At 50.3% G+C, this 14,175-nt stretch carries 10 protein-coding genes; 2 read left to right on the forward strand and 8 right to left on the reverse strand.

The window, feature by feature from the left end; genetic code table 11:
* Positions 1–68 precede the first annotated feature (68 nt).
* On the reverse strand, positions 69–518 hold the full coding sequence (azu, locus tag Q5L94_RS10205; RefSeq protein ID WP_317498303.1) for an azurin: 450 nt from the start codon (positions 516–518) through the stop codon (positions 69–71).
* A gap of 85 nt (positions 519–603) precedes the next feature.
* Between azu and Q5L94_RS10210 the strand changes: the two genes are divergently transcribed.
* Positions 604–1,755 carry a PLP-dependent aspartate aminotransferase family protein gene (locus Q5L94_RS10210; protein WP_317498304.1) on the forward strand — a complete coding sequence of 384 codons (1,152 nt, stop codon included), beginning with the start codon at positions 604–606 and terminating at the stop codon, positions 1,753–1,755.
* On the opposite strand, the gene Q5L94_RS10215 is transcribed toward Q5L94_RS10210, so the two are convergent.
* From Q5L94_RS10215 to Q5L94_RS10230, 4 genes are all read right to left on the reverse strand, one after another.
* Positions 1,752–3,440 carry an NAD-dependent malic enzyme gene (locus Q5L94_RS10215; protein WP_317498305.1) on the reverse strand — a complete coding sequence of 563 codons (1,689 nt, stop codon included), beginning with the start codon at positions 3,438–3,440 and terminating at the stop codon, positions 1,752–1,754. The genes Q5L94_RS10210 and Q5L94_RS10215 overlap by 4 nt on opposite strands.
* Before the next feature lie 337 nt (positions 3,441–3,777).
* Positions 3,778–4,524: a glutamate racemase gene (gene murI, locus Q5L94_RS10220; RefSeq protein ID WP_317498306.1), complete on the reverse strand. Its 747-nt coding sequence runs from the start codon at positions 4,522–4,524 to the stop codon at positions 3,778–3,780.
* Between the two features lie 20 nt (positions 4,525–4,544).
* On the reverse strand, positions 4,545–6,794 hold the full coding sequence (locus tag Q5L94_RS10225; RefSeq protein WP_317498307.1) for a heavy metal translocating P-type ATPase: 2,250 nt from the start codon (positions 6,792–6,794) through the stop codon (positions 4,545–4,547).
* Positions 6,787–7,419 carry a DUF998 domain-containing protein gene (locus Q5L94_RS10230; protein WP_317498308.1) on the reverse strand — a complete coding sequence of 211 codons (633 nt, stop codon included), beginning with the start codon at positions 7,417–7,419 and terminating at the stop codon, positions 6,787–6,789. Before Q5L94_RS10230 ends, Q5L94_RS10225 begins: the two co-directional genes overlap by 8 nt.
* Before the next feature lie 67 nt (positions 7,420–7,486).
* On the opposite strand from Q5L94_RS10230, the gene Q5L94_RS10235 reads away from it, so the two are divergent.
* Positions 7,487–8,236 (forward strand): 3',5'-cyclic-nucleotide phosphodiesterase, encoded by a 750-nt coding sequence (locus tag Q5L94_RS10235; RefSeq protein ID WP_317498309.1) that lies wholly within the window; start codon positions 7,487–7,489, stop codon positions 8,234–8,236.
* A gap of 27 nt (positions 8,237–8,263) precedes the next feature.
* On the opposite strand, the gene Q5L94_RS10240 is transcribed toward Q5L94_RS10235, so the two are convergent.
* The 3 genes from Q5L94_RS10240 to purL form a co-directional block, all read right to left on the reverse strand.
* Positions 8,264–9,511: a type II toxin-antitoxin system HipA family toxin gene (locus Q5L94_RS10240; protein WP_317498310.1), complete on the reverse strand. Its 1,248-nt coding sequence runs from the start codon at positions 9,509–9,511 to the stop codon at positions 8,264–8,266.
* Positions 9,504–9,779, reverse strand: a complete 276-nt coding sequence (locus Q5L94_RS10245) for a helix-turn-helix transcriptional regulator (protein WP_317498311.1) — start codon at positions 9,777–9,779, stop codon at positions 9,504–9,506. Before Q5L94_RS10245 ends, Q5L94_RS10240 begins: the two co-directional genes overlap by 8 nt.
* A 441-nt stretch (positions 9,780–10,220) precedes the next feature.
* Positions 10,221–14,108: a phosphoribosylformylglycinamidine synthase gene (gene purL / locus Q5L94_RS10250; protein WP_317498312.1), complete on the reverse strand. Its 3,888-nt coding sequence runs from the start codon at positions 14,106–14,108 to the stop codon at positions 10,221–10,223.
* Positions 14,109–14,175 lie beyond the last annotated feature (67 nt).

Below are 14,175 nucleotides of genomic sequence, written 5' to 3' on the forward strand. Positions count from 1 at the left end.
AAAAAAACTGCAGCCACGGGGGCTGCAGTTATTACTAGTCAATTTGCGGTTAAGCCATATTGCGAAAGTTATTCTTTAATCGCAAAGCTGCCTTGCATAATTGCTGAGTGGCCTGGGAAGGTGCAGAAGAATTTATAATCAGTATCTGCACTCATACCTTCTGTTGAAAACGTCACTGACGTTTGCTCACCACCACCAATAACGTCGGTTGCAGCAATTACAGCATCAGAATCTGGTACATAGTTACTATCCATACCTGCTGACATACCTTGTTGTACCACAGACTGCATGTCACCAGCTTCACTTAGTACCCAGTTGTGACCCATCACTTTTTTATCCAGTTTACCCGTGTGATGAAGGGTTACTGTTACTTCGTCACAGCTAGCTGGTACGGACATCTCTTTTGTATCAAATCTCATGTTGTCATTGCTATCTATGGAGAGCTCACATTCGTTAGCCTGCGCGGCGTTTGCGACAAACAACATAGAGCCTAGTAGTGCGGAAATTATGTAACGCATTGCAATACCTCTTCGGTTAGTATGAAATGATTCCTTTCTAATATACGTGATATCTCGCATTGAGATTACTTTAACGAGAATTTATATGACGAAACGTCCTTTTTCGCCGCAATCACTCCTTGCTCAGGGTGGTAGTCACTCTGACAACGAGAATGGAGTAATTATCCCTCCAGTATACACATCAACGACTTATCTGCGTGATGACGACAATCAATATCGTAGCGGTCGGGTGTATTCAAGAGCTGACAACCCCACTTATCGCCCTGCAGAAAAGCTGTTGGCAGAATTAGAAAATGCGGCAGATGCACGCCTGTTCGCTTCGGGAATGGCCGCTGCTACCGCTGTTTTTCAGGCCTTAAAGCCAGGCGACTCGGTCATAGCTCCCAAGGTTATGTACTGGGCTTTGCGCAAATGGCTACAAACTTTTGGTGTCGATAGCGGACTGGATGTTCGGTTTCTCGATACCACCAATTTAAATAAAATACGCGACGCTATTGCGGAAAGAGAGCCTACGCTTATTTGGCTTGAAACGCCGGGCAACCCGCTTTGGACAGTTACCGATATCGCCGCCGTCGCTAACCTGGCAAAAGAATGTGGTGCCCTGCTTGCCGTTGATTCGACGGTGGCAACACCACTGCTGACCAAGCCATTGGATCTTGGAGCCGATATTGTCATGCACTCCGCGACTAAGTACCTAAACGGCCACTCCGATGTTATTTCCGGCGCACTGGCTGCTCGTGAAGATAACGAGTTCTGGAAACGCTTAGTGGCTATTCGTGCCCAGTCCGGAGCCGTTCCGGGGCCTCAGGACGCAGCGCAACTCTTGCGTGGCATGCGAACGCTGTTTTTACGGGTCCGGGAAAGTTGTCAAAGTGCGTTATATATTGCAGAACAACTGGAGCAGCACCCGCAGGTTATTGAAGTCTTGTATCCCGGCTTGCCAAGCTTTGCCGGTCATGAAATAGCCGTTAAGCAAATGCAGAGCGGTTTTGGCGGTATGCTGTCTATTCGTTTAGCCGGTGGAGAAAAAGCGGCAATTGCGGTTGCAGCTAAAACTCAGCTCTGGCACCGCGCTACGTCATTAGGTGGCGTGGAAAGTCTGATTGAGCATCGCGCCAGCATTGAAGGCCCGGACACGCCGGTGCCGCTGGATTTATTGCGTTTATCGGTAGGCATTGAAAACGCCGATGACCTGCTAAACGATTTACAGCGGGCCATCGACTTAGCGCATTCTTAAATACTTACGCGCTTGTAGAAGCGGTATTCCGGTTTCCAGAAATTGTTGTCGATGCGCTCACGCAGCGTGTCGTCATCAATTTCCAGTGCTAAACCCTCTTGTTGAGCCACTTTACCCACAGCAAAAGCAATGTCTTTGCTTAGCTGAGTTAAATCATTAAAAGCTGGCAATAAGGCTTCACCTTTACCATTAGCGCTGGGCGATGCATTCGCCAGTGTTTTACTTGCCACTCGCAGCATTTCATCACTCACCCGCTCAGATTTAACCGCTAACACCCCAAGACCAATGCCTGGGAAAATATAACTGTTATTGCACTGCGCTATCGGGTAAATACGGCCATCATATTCCACCTCTCCGAACGGGCTTCCGGTTGCCACAATAGCCCGGCCTTCGCTCCACTTCAGGACATCTGTAGGGTGCGCTTCCACGTGTCTGGAGGGGTTACTCAGTGGAAAAATAATGGGACGCTCGACATTTTTTGCCATGGTTGAAATAACTTGTTCGGTGAAGAGCCCGGCCTGGCCTGACACACCAATTAAAATGTCAGGCTCGGCACAATGCATAACGTCCAGCAGCGACGGATAATCACCACTGTATTCCCACGCGTTTAAATCGCTGGTCTTCTGCGCCAGCGCCTGTTGGAAGTCACGCAAACCATCCATGGTATCCATAACCAAACCAAAACGGTCGACCATGAAGATCTGTTTCTTCGCTTGTTCCTCGCTTAAGCCCTCGGCGGTCATCTGAATCATAATCTGCTCTGCAATACCGCAGCCCGCAGATCCAGCACCAACAAACACCACCTTCTGCTCACTCAGCTTTTTACCTTTTTGACGGCATGCTGCCAGCAAGGTGCCCACCGTCACAGACGCGGTGCCCTGAATGTCGTCATTAAAACAGCAGATTTCGTCGCGATAACGACGCAATAAAGGCATGGCATTAGGCTGAGCAAAATCCTCAAACTGCAGCATCACGCCCGGCCAGCGTCTGGTCACCGCTTTTATGAACTTGTCGAGGAATTCGTCGTACTCGTCCTGCTCAATACGCTTATGCCGAGCGCCCATATACATAGGGTCTTCCAGCAATTTTTCATTATTGGTACCAACATCCAGCATCACCGGCAGCGTATACGCAGGGCTAATTCCGCCGCAAGCGGTGTACAGCGAGAGCTTTCCAATAGGAATACCCATGCCGCCTATACCTTGGTCGCCTAAGCCCAGAATGCGCTCACCGTCGGTCACCACAATCACTTTCACTTTTTGTTTAGTGGCATTGCGCAGAATATCGTCAATCTGATCGCGTTCGGAATAGGAAATAAATAAACCGCGTGAGCTGCGATAAATATCTGAGAACTTCTCACAGGCATCACCCACCGTCGGGGTGTAGATAATCGGCATCATCTCTTCCAGATGATCCGTCAATAAACGATAGAACAGGGTTTCGTTGTTGTCCTGAATAGCGCGCAGATAAATGTGCTTGTTAATGGGCGTTTCAAAGCTTCTGTACTGCATGTAAGCCCGCTCGGCCTGCTCCTCAATGCTTTCATAACGAGGTGGCAACAAGCCCGTCAGGTTAAACGCGGCACGCTCTTCCCGACTAAAGGCACTGCCCTTGTTCAGTAACGGGGTTTCCAACAAGTTAGGACCAGAATACGGAATATAAAGCGGACGCTGCGTCTGCGGCATAAGTACAAACTCCTGAAAGCAAAAGTAATACGAATATCATAACATCAACATCACGCTAGTTGCTATTCCAGCTGGCTCAGAGCAGGGGAAGCAGAGCTGGTAGGTAATTCGGCTGAGATAACAGAACCCGGGCTTCAGGAGACGCTGCAAGTTCATCCATGAACGCTTGACGAAGGCCATGGAACTGATAAAGCTCGCCGGATGAGTGCGCCGACGGTTACAAAGGCTCTTACGGAGGTGTGCAGCGCCATGGATGGCGCTGCTCAAGCCCTACAGGGATGTACTCGCGGGCGTCCTCCGAAAGAGCCTTTATAACCTCAGCACTCGTTCGGTCAGGCTACAGCTTCAGGCCCCAGCGGGTGGCGGTGCGTTTTACGGCGTCGACGTTTTCAGTGGCTATAATGTGCAGTGGAGTGGTGTCAAACTGGGCGATTAGGTCCAGATGTTGCTTCAGCCAGGCCAGCATGGCTTCGCCGGAGTGGATGGTTTTGGCGCCATTGAAATAAGCTGAAATGCTCTTGGCTATCAACGGAAAATGAGTACACCCCAGCAGCACCACATCGGGTTGTTCAAGCTTGCCAAAATAATGCTTAAAAGTTTCCTGCAGTATCGGGCCGTCATAAAGCTCTTCTTCGACAATAGGCACAAACAACGGCGTGGGCAGGGCCTCCACCTGGTTGTAACCTAAAGCCTGTATCTGTTGCTGGTAAGCACCGGAGTTTATAGTCGATCGCGTAGCAATAACCAACACTCTGGCACTGGTATCAATACCCTGCAGTTGCTCCAAAGCCATTACACCGGGCTCCAGTACCCCGTACACCGGCTTATTGGAGAACTTCTGCATTTGCTCTAAAGCAGTCACACTCACGGTGTTACAGGCCACCACCAGACAATCCACATCGGCGCCATTAAAAAACTCAACCGCTTCCAGCGCATAGCGCGTCACCGTATTGCTGTCCTTGCTACCGTAAGGCACCCGGGCGGTGTCCCCGTAATACAGCAGCTCGCTGAAACAACCGCTTTGTTGCAACGATCGAGCCACGGTTAAACCACCGACACCGCTATCAAAAACCCCGACTTTCATGGCCGTCCATTCCTTTCAATTTACTTCTCTAAATTCACGGTTTTAAGCCGCAGCGCGTTAGTTATCACGAACACACTGGATAACGCCATGGCACCCGCTGCCAGCATAGGTGACAGTAAAATACCGAAAAACGGATACAGTACGCCCGCCGCGACAGGGATCAGTGCGGTATTATAAGCAAAAGCCCAGAATAAATTCTGACGAATGTTGCGCATGGTGGCTTCAGACAAAGCAAAGGCCTGTTGTACCACGGTCAGATTGTCGGACATTAGCACCACATCGGCAGATTCAATAGCGACGTCTGTACCGGTCCCAATAGCAAAGCCCACGTCCGCGGAGGCCAGTGCCGGAGCGTCGTTAATACCGTCACCCACAAATATAACCTGACCCCATTCTTTTTTCAGGCGCTTAACCGCGTCGACTTTACCATCGGGTTTTACATTGGCGACCACTTCGTCAATGCCCAGCTCTTTGGCAATACGGTTTGCAGTAGACTCAGCGTCACCGGTTACCATGGCGGTTTTCAGACCATCGGCGTGTAAGCGTTTAATCAATTCTTTGGCACTGGCTTTTATCGGGTCGTCCTGAGTAAATACGGCCGCCAGCTTACCGTCTATTGCGACATAAATCGGGGTGCGTCCACTCTCTGACCATGTTTTAGCATCCGCAGGCTCAGCACCCAGCGCAATGTCGTTGTCCTGCATCAGCTCGCTGGTGCCAATGTAAAGCGTTTTACCATCTACTTTGCCGGTGGCACCTAAACCTGAAATAGCCTCAAAGCTCTCAGGCTCGCTGACTTTAATGTCCTGCTCTTTGGCATAATTCACCAAAGCTTCTGCGGTGGGGTGTTCCGACTTAGCTTCAATCGAAGCCGCCAATGTCAGCACCTCTTTTTCGTCAAACTCACTTAGGGTAATCCACTCTGTAATAGTCGGCTTGCCTTCGGTCAGCGTACCCGTTTTATCAAAGATAACGCCTTTGGATTGTTGCAACGCCTGCAAGGCACTACCCTGACGGAACAACACACCCATCTCCGCACCGCGGCCTGTGCCCATCATAATAGACGTGGGCGTCGCCAGACCCATGGCGCAAGGGCAGGCAATAATGAGAACGGCGACAGCATTAACCAGTGCAAAAGTGAGTGCTGACTCACTGGCAGCAAAATACCACACCACAAAAGTCAGCAAGGCCACCAGCATCACCGCAGGAACAAACCACAGGGTAATGCGGTTCACTGTGTCCTGAATCGGCAATTTACTGCCCTGCGCCTGCTCGACCATACGGATGATCTGCGCCAGCACGGTTCCTTCACCGGTAGCCGTTACTTTAAAACGCAAAGTGCCTTTTTCGTTCAGCGTTCCGCCAACGACTTTGTCTTTTTTTTGCTTGTGCACCGGTTCGGCTTCACCGGTTATCATAGCCTCGTTGACATAACTGTCACCGGAAGATACTTCACCATCCAGAGCAATGCGTTCACCCGGACGTACTTCAATTTCATCGCCCTTGCCCAGCTCGGCAATATCGACTTCGGTCACTTCGCCGTCACGCACCACTCGCGCTGTTTTGCTTTGCAGACTCATTAAACGCTGAATAGCATCGGAGGTGTGGCTTTTAGCCCGTGCTTCCATAAAGCGCCCGGCCAGGATCAAGGTGACAATAACCGCCGAGGCTTCGAAGTAAACGTTCACTGACTCACTCGGCAACCACGAAGGCACCAAAGTTGCCACCACCGAATAGCCCCAGGCCGCCGTGGCGCCCAGTGCCACCAAAGAGTTCATATCCGGTGCGCCCCGGAATAGCGCGGGAACACCCAATTTATAAAAGCGTGCGCCGGGAACCGCTAATACCAGGGTAGTAAGCACTAACTGTATCCACCAGCTGGTTTGCAAGCCGAGTGAGTTATGTACCCACTCGGAAAACACCGGCACCATATGGTTGCCCATGGCCAGCAGGAACACCGGCAACGTCAGCAAAGTCGAAAGCCATAACTGGCCTTTTAACGTACGCATTTCCTTTGCCTGTTGCTCACGCTGCTCACGCATTTGCTTATCGCGATCAACAATCTCATGCGCCTCGTAGCCCGCACTTTTCACCGCCTGAACTAAGTCATCCACCGACAGCTTGTCAGAATAAGTTACTTCAGCACTGTCCGACGCCAGGTTTACCGAAGCATCTTCAACGCCGTCTAAGCCATTTAATGCCTTGTCGACACGACTGGCGCACGAGCCACAGCTCATGCCTTCCACACTTAAACGAACAGATTTACTCATTACTGCCTCCGTCGGCTTCTGCCGGTTTAAGCCACAACAGCAGCCAGAACACCACCAGTTGTGCCACGCCAATATAACGTTGTATCGCGCCGCGTACTTCAGTCAATTCGGGGTTAATCATTAACACAAAACCTAAGGCAATAATCACCGACAGAAGAACAAAAGCACAGCGCACCGGCCAGGTGGTTTTTGGTGTAAAAGTCAGTAAAAGCGTACCTAACGCAAAACCGAAATAACTGACCATACTAATAACGTTGTGTAATGCCTGAGAACTGGAACCATCTGTCGGACAGCCTAAGTCACAAGGCGCCAACGCCGCACCAAGATAAGCCACAGGATAGAAAAACAGCAGGCTCCAGCCAATATGGCTAATGCCTTTAACGCGTAAATGCGGGCGCGCAGTTAATAGCACACCGAAAGAAACCATCGCCAGCGGAATAAAGCCGACCCAGCCAAAAGCGCCAGCGGCAGTGCTGCCGGTCGCGTTAATTTCGCTTATATACTGGCTTACATGAGAAAAGTCGCCTTTTACCCAGGTGGCAACCAATTGCAGACCAACCCAAAATAAGGTCAGAATAATTAACTGCGGCATAACAGGAGAGCTTTTCGTCGGTGTGTTTTCCATGTAGCCTCCTCGGCTGTATTAATGTGATAATCTTTCACTACAGTGTAAACCAAGATGGGAACAGATTGTGAATATTCAAGTTCTTGGCTGCAGCGGCGGACTCAGTGGCGACAATAAAGGCGGCTCTACCTGCATCCAGCTCAATCATAACATTCTGATTGACGCCGGCACCGGTCTGAATCAACTAAGTCTCGCGCAAATGCACCAGGTTAGGCATGTATTTCTGACCCACTCGCATATGGATCACATTGCCGCTTTGCCCACATTTTTAAGCAACCAATACGGAAGTGAGCACTTACCCGTTACGGTTTACGCACAGGCTCACACTCTGGAAAAGCTGCAAAATAATATTTTTAACGGCGATATTTGGCCTGAGCTCAACAGCATGACCAAAGGGCCTGAACCGATACTGAGATTTAAAGAAATTCACCCGGGTGAGTGCATAGAGCTGGAAGGTATAGAAATTAAAGCCTTTGCCGTAGAGCATAGCGTGCCGACAGTTGGGTACAGCGTAAAAAGCCAGGGCAAACACTTTGTTTTTGCTGCCGATACCATTGCCGGCAAGCAACTGACCGAGCAACTTAACCGTTTAGGCCATATTGACACCCTAATGCTGGAATGCGCCTTTCCCGACGAGTTACTGCCGGTTGCAGAAAAAACCAAACACATGACACCGGGCTTACTTGAAAGCGCCCTGAATAGCCTGGAACAACAACCCGCTGAGCTTTGGATAACCCACCTGAAACCCAGCTACGAAAGCGCTTTGCGCGAAACCTTCCAAGCCAACCCTCCGCATAAAAACACGGTGGTGCTGTAGGATATCATTTCTGGCGTGAACGTCAGTCTACACATTTAGATGTACATTACGCGCCCGCACAGCAATATCATTTTCAATAGTTTTAATGAGGCCAACAGAAACCCCTAGAGCTTTAGCTTCGGTTTTGAAGTTTCGGATTTGTTGATAAATTTCATCCAGCATATGGTAAAGCGGCTTGCTGTTTGCAAAACCAGCCTGCCCGGCCATCTGCTCTAACGCGGTTTTATCCGGACAAGCTCCGTTACCGTTGAATGCGGTCATATGCTCACCATAAGAAGACGGACTATAGACAATGTCGTAACACGGTGAGAGTTGCCACTCATCCTTGTCATTGGCGAGGAAGCTAAAGTTTTTCGAATGATCATCCTGATTCACAGTTACATAATTAAACAATGCCCGCTTAACCAGTTTTTGCGCTTCATCAACGCCGCACATAAGTCGCGTAGCCTTAATTAAGTCCACGTAATCCAATGAAGGCTCCCGGAAGGAAGCATCAAGTAGACCTGAGGCTGACAGCATGTGGTAGCGACCGTTTTCAGAGCAATCAAAACGCGCCTGCTGCAACCAAAACTGACCGTTACCCGCGTCGATAAGCTCAAACTCAGGCACCTGAATTCCAACGTTTTTGGCCATAGTTAAGTACAAGTACTCAACCAGGCTTTCTTCATGCTTTAGTAAAAAACGTTCCGACGTCAGTTTCACAATCAGCTTTTTACCTTTTGCGTTCGGCTCAGTTGAATACTGGCCATTGCCCAGTAAGGTCGCATTTAATTTCGGGCGAGCACCACCAGAGCCTCCGGCCGCCTGTAGATGCTCGATAAGATCCGTTTCATTACCCTCAAACTCTTTTATCGCTTCCTGACCCAGTCTTCGTAAAGCAATATCGTCACTGCTACCTTCCCTTAAGCGAGTTTTCGGCTCATAGGAAAGCGCCCCCAAACAGTCCGAACCAATAACAGCCAGACGCTCCAATGCCGATATTTTCTGTGGGTTATAGCCATTTTTTCGAAACACTCTGTCCATGAGATAAAGCCCCCAACCGTCAGGCAGGCTATCCGCAAAAACACCGTGTAAGCCATAATGAGGTTGTCGTGGGGCTTTTTGAAGCTCAGTTGTCGCTTTTAGATTGAATGGTGACAAGGAGGTTTTGTGTTGTTTTAAATAATCGTCGTGGTACTGAAAATAAACGCCCGATTTATTTTCAGCCAGAGTGCCAACACCAACCCGCTTACCATCCGACAAAGTGCGTATTACCTGAAGAGGCGTATCAAGCATTTTTCAAAACCTCATCTATGGTTTTAGGGGCTTTTTCCCGCTCCAGAAATTCCCTGAGTTGGTTGAGTTCACCCAGAGCTTCGACCAGCATTAAAAACTGACGCAAAGAGATGTTTCCTGTGCGCTCAAACTTACGAACGGTCCCATAGGGCACACCTGATTTTTCAGACAAAGCTTCAACCGACAGCTTTTGTGCTTTTCGCAGTTGCTTAATATGCTCTTTAAGATCAAGCTGAGTATCGTATGCCGTGTTTAGATTAAGCGTCATAATAGTAACAATTTAAGCGGTTTTTAAGTGGTAACTGTTACTATTATAGCAATAATTATAGGCTGGCGCTATTCCTTGCCTGATTTTCATATCAGGTGAGAGCTGTGACCCTGACGCCACCGTCAGTCAGCATAAACACTAAACACCTACAGTACTTCAACTCCTCAGCTTACATACCTGCTTCCGCCGCTCTGCTAATTTATCCATCTTATTTGCTAAAGTGTATTAGCTGTCACTAAAGCGTTAGGCATAAAAATAACAGCCAGTACCTGACGTAAACGCCAGGCTCAAACTGCAAGAGGCGCTAAACCCGTGGGGTTTCTGCTGTAGGAGTGTCGAAGGCCATGGATGGCCTTCGACAAGCGTTCAGGGATGAACTTGTAGCGTCTCCGTAAGCAGAAAGCCCACGGGTTAGCCGAATTGCGGTTTGCGCCAGGCGCGTTACCCGATGTGCTTACGAGCGTTGCGGAACATGCGCATCCATGGACTGTCTTCGCCCCACTCATCCGGGTGCCAGCTGTTGGCTACGGTACGGAACACACGCTCAGGGTGCGGCATCATTGCCGTCACACGACCATCGTCGCTGGTTACCGCAGTAATACCTTTGGGTGAACCGTTCGGGTTAGCCGGATACTGCTCAGCTACTTCGCCCCAGTTATCAATGTATCGCAGTGCAACCTGGCCACTTTGTTCCAGCTGAGACTGCTGCTGAGGGTTAGCAAACTCCGCACGGCCTTCACCATGAGACACCGCAATTGGCATACGCGAACCCGCCATGTCACCTAAGAAAATCGACTTAGATTCCTGCACTTCAACCAGGCTAAAGCGCGCTTCAAAGCGCTCACTGCGGTTGGTTACAAAACGTGGCCAATGCTCGGTTCCCGGAATTAACTGCTTCAGTGTCGATAACATCTGACAACCATTACACACACCCAGAGCCAACGTATCGTTACGCTTAAAGAAAGCTTCAAACTGCTGGCGCGCACGGTCATTAAATAAAATCGACTTAGCCCAGCCCTCACCGGCGCCTAGAACGTCACCGTAAGAGAATCCGCCACAAGCGGCCAGTGCCTGCATGTCTTCTAACGACACACGACCCGCTAAAATGTCACTCATGTGAACATCCACCGCTTCAAAACCGGCACGGTCAAAAGCCGCGGCCATTTCGTAGTGTGAATTCACGCCTTGCTCTCGCAAAATTGCCACTTTAGGCGCCACACCTTTGGCAATATAAGGCGCCGCAATGTCTTCCGCAGGATCAAAGGTTAAGTCGGCCTGTAAGCCCGGGTTGTCTGCGCGCTGCTTAAGACGAAATTCTTCGTCAGCACACACCGGGTTGTCACGCAGACGCTGCATATGATGCGTGGTTTCTCCCCACACAGTGCGCCAATGTGTGCGGCTCTGTGCTAATACATTCTGTTCGTCACGGGTAAAGACAATGGCGTCTTCATGCGTTGGTTCACCAATGCCTTTAACACAGTCGCCCAAACCAGCCGCTTTATAAGCGTCCATCACTTGCTGGTACTGCTCATCACTCACCTGAATCACGGCACCCAGCTCTTCGTTGAACAAAGTAGCTAAGTTGTCTTCGCCTAATTCGTCCAGCGCTACTTTCGCGCCGCAGTTTCCGGCAAACGCCATTTCCGCTACGGTCGTAAATAACCCGCCGTCAGAACGGTCATGGTAGGCCAGTAAACGTCCTTCGGTGACCAACTGCTGTGTGGTGTTAAAGAAGGCTTTAAAGGCTTCAGTGTCGTCTAAGTCTGGCGTATGTTGTCCCAACTGCTGATACACTTGCGCCAGTGCAGAGCCGCCTAGCCGGTTCTGACCTTTACCTAAATCAATTAATACCAGGTGCGACTGGCCTTTGTCGGTGCGCAACTGCGGCGTCAAAGTCGCACGAATGTCATTCACCCGGCCAAACGCGGTAATCACCAGACTCATTGGCGCAGTCACAGCTTTATCTTCGCCGTCTTGCTGCCACTGAGTTTTCATCGACATGGAATCTTTACCCACCGGAATGGTAATACCCAGTTCCGGACATAACTCTTCACCGACAGCTTTAACAGCCTCGTACAAACCAGCGTCTTCACCCGGGTGACCAGCCGCACACATCCAGTTAGCGGATAATTTAATGCGTTTTAAATCGCCAATGTCCGCAGCGGCAATATTGGTCAGAGACTCCGCCACCGCCATACGTGCAGAAGCGCCAAAATTCAGTAGCGCCAGCGGCGTACGCTCGCCCATGGCCATAGCTTCACCATGGTAGCTGTCATAACTGGCTGCAGTTACCGCAACGTCAGCAACTGGTATCTGCCACGGACCCACCATCTGATCACGAGCAACCAGACCGGTAACACTGCGGTCACCAATGGTGATTAAGAAGGTTTTCTCAGCAATTGCCGGTAAGCGCAATAAGCGATCAGCGGCGTCATTCAAGTCAGCCGCTTCCAAGTGTAATGGCGCACCTTCGGCCTGCAAGCGGGCAACATCGCGATGCATCTTCGGCGGTTTGCCTAGTAACACATCCAGCGACAAATCAATGGGCTGATTCGAGAACTTCGCATCGTTCAGTAAAATAGTCAGCTCTTCAGTCGCTTCACCAATCACCGCGTATTCTGCACGCTCGCGCTCACACAAAGACTCAAAGCGCGCCATGTTCTCTGGAGCAATCGCAATAACGTAACGTTCTTGCGACTCATTGCACCAAATTTCCAGAGGGGTCATGCCAGGCTCATCGTTCGGTATTTCGCGCAGTTCAAAGCGACCACCACGACCACCGTCACTGACCAGCTCCGGCATCGCATTCGACAAGCCACCAGCACCTACGTCGTGTATAAAAGCAATGGGATTCTCAGCACCCAACTGCCAGCAGCGGTCAATCACTTCCTGACAACGGCGTTCCATTTCCGGGTTTTCGCGTTGTACTGAAGCAAAATCTAAATCTTCAGTCGACTCACCCGACGCCATAGAAGATGCCGCGCCGCCACCTAAACCAATGTTCATAGCCGGGCCGCCTAACACAACTAACTTAGCGCCAACCGGAATGTCACCTTTTTGTACATGAGCTTCACGAATATTACCCAAACCACCGGCAATCATAATTGGCTTATGATAGCCACGGGTTTCGCGCCCGTTGTGGCTGTCTACTGTTTGCTCGTAGGTGCGGAAGTAACCGGTCAGCGCCGGACGACCAAACTCATTGTTAAACGCCGCGCCGCCTAACGGACCTTCCAGCATAATCTCCAGCGCCGAAACAATACGCGCTGGCTTGCCGTAGTTCTCTTCCCACGGCTGCTTAAAGCCAGGAATATTCAGGTTAGAAACGCTGAAACCCACCAAACCCGCTTTGGGTTTAGAACCGACACCCGTAGCGCCCTCATCGCGAATTTCACCGCCCGAGCCCGTTGCTGCCCCCGGGTAAGGTGAAATAGCGGTTGGGTGGTTATGAGTTTCCACCTTCATCAGAATATGCACCGGCTCGTGGCTGTAACCATAGCTCATGCTGTCCGGCTGCGGGTAGAAACGCCCGGCTTCATGGCCTTCCATAACGGCGGCGTTATCTTTGTAAGCCGACAACACGTAGTCCGGTGTGGTTTCAAAGGTGTTTTTAATCATTTTGAACAGCGACTTAGGCTGTTCCGCGCCGTCTATGGTCCAGTCGGCGTTAAAAATCTTGTGGCGACAGTGCTCAGAGTTTGCCTGGGCAAACATATAAAGCTCAATGTCGTTAGGGTTACGATCCAGCTTGCGGAAATTTTCTACCAGATAATCAATTTCGTCATCGGCCAGTGCCAGACCCAGACTGATATTGGCCTGTGCCAGTGCTTCACGGCCGCCTGCCAGAATATCCACCGAAGACAATGGCTGCGGTTCCTGCGAGCGGAATAGCTGCTGCGCGTCATTCATGTCGTACAAAACACTTTCGGTCATACGATCATGCAACAGTAACGCCGCTTGCTTAAGCTCTTCAGCCGATAAGTCCCCCTGAAGATAGAAAGCCACGCCACGCTCAACGCGGTGGATGCTTTTCAAACCACAGTTGTGTGCAATATCGGTGGCCTTTGAAGCCCAGGGAGAAATAGTACCAATGCGGGGAGTAACTAGTACCAAAGCACCTTGCGGCTCATGTGCCGGCATTTCGGGGCCATACTTCAGTAGTTGCACCAGTACGGAACGATGTTCGTCGCTAAGTTCATTGTGCAAATCAACAAAGTGCTGATACTCAGCATAAAGCTCTTTGACAGGAATTCCTGCCTGTTTCAGTTGTTCAAGTTGCTTCGTTGTTTTGAAGGCTGATAAGGCAGGTGCACCGCGGTAGATTTCCACAAGCAAGGTCTCCAAAGCTGGGCGATTTTTGCTGGCAGATTATACAGTAGCCTGACATTCATGTCAG

It is taken from the genome of Idiomarina sp. Sol25 (genome assembly GCF_033052775.1).
Classification (GTDB): Bacteria; Pseudomonadota; Gammaproteobacteria; order Enterobacterales; family Alteromonadaceae; genus Idiomarina.

Excerpts from the sequence above, each read along its gene's own strand:
- azu (WP_317498303.1), bottom strand. The coding sequence starts at position 518 with ATGCGTTACATAATTTCCGCACTACTAGGCTCTATGTTGTTTGTCGCA.
- Q5L94_RS10210 (WP_317498304.1), top strand. The coding sequence starts at position 604 with ATGACGAAACGTCCTTTTTCGCCGCAATCACTCCTTGCTCAGGGTGGT.
- Q5L94_RS10215 (WP_317498305.1), bottom strand. The coding sequence starts at position 3,440 with ATGCCGCAGACGCAGCGTCCGCTTTATATTCCGTATTCTGGTCCTAAC.
- murI (WP_317498306.1), bottom strand. The coding sequence starts at position 4,524 with ATGAAAGTCGGGGTTTTTGATAGCGGTGTCGGTGGTTTAACCGTGGCT.
- Q5L94_RS10225 (WP_317498307.1), bottom strand. The coding sequence starts at position 6,794 with ATGAGTAAATCTGTTCGTTTAAGTGTGGAAGGCATGAGCTGTGGCTCG.
- Q5L94_RS10230 (WP_317498308.1), bottom strand. The coding sequence starts at position 7,419 with ATGGAAAACACACCGACGAAAAGCTCTCCTGTTATGCCGCAGTTAATT.
- Q5L94_RS10240 (WP_317498310.1), bottom strand. The coding sequence starts at position 9,511 with ATGCTTGATACGCCTCTTCAGGTAATACGCACTTTGTCGGATGGTAAG.
- Q5L94_RS10245 (WP_317498311.1), bottom strand. The coding sequence starts at position 9,779 with ATGACGCTTAATCTAAACACGGCATACGATACTCAGCTTGATCTTAAA.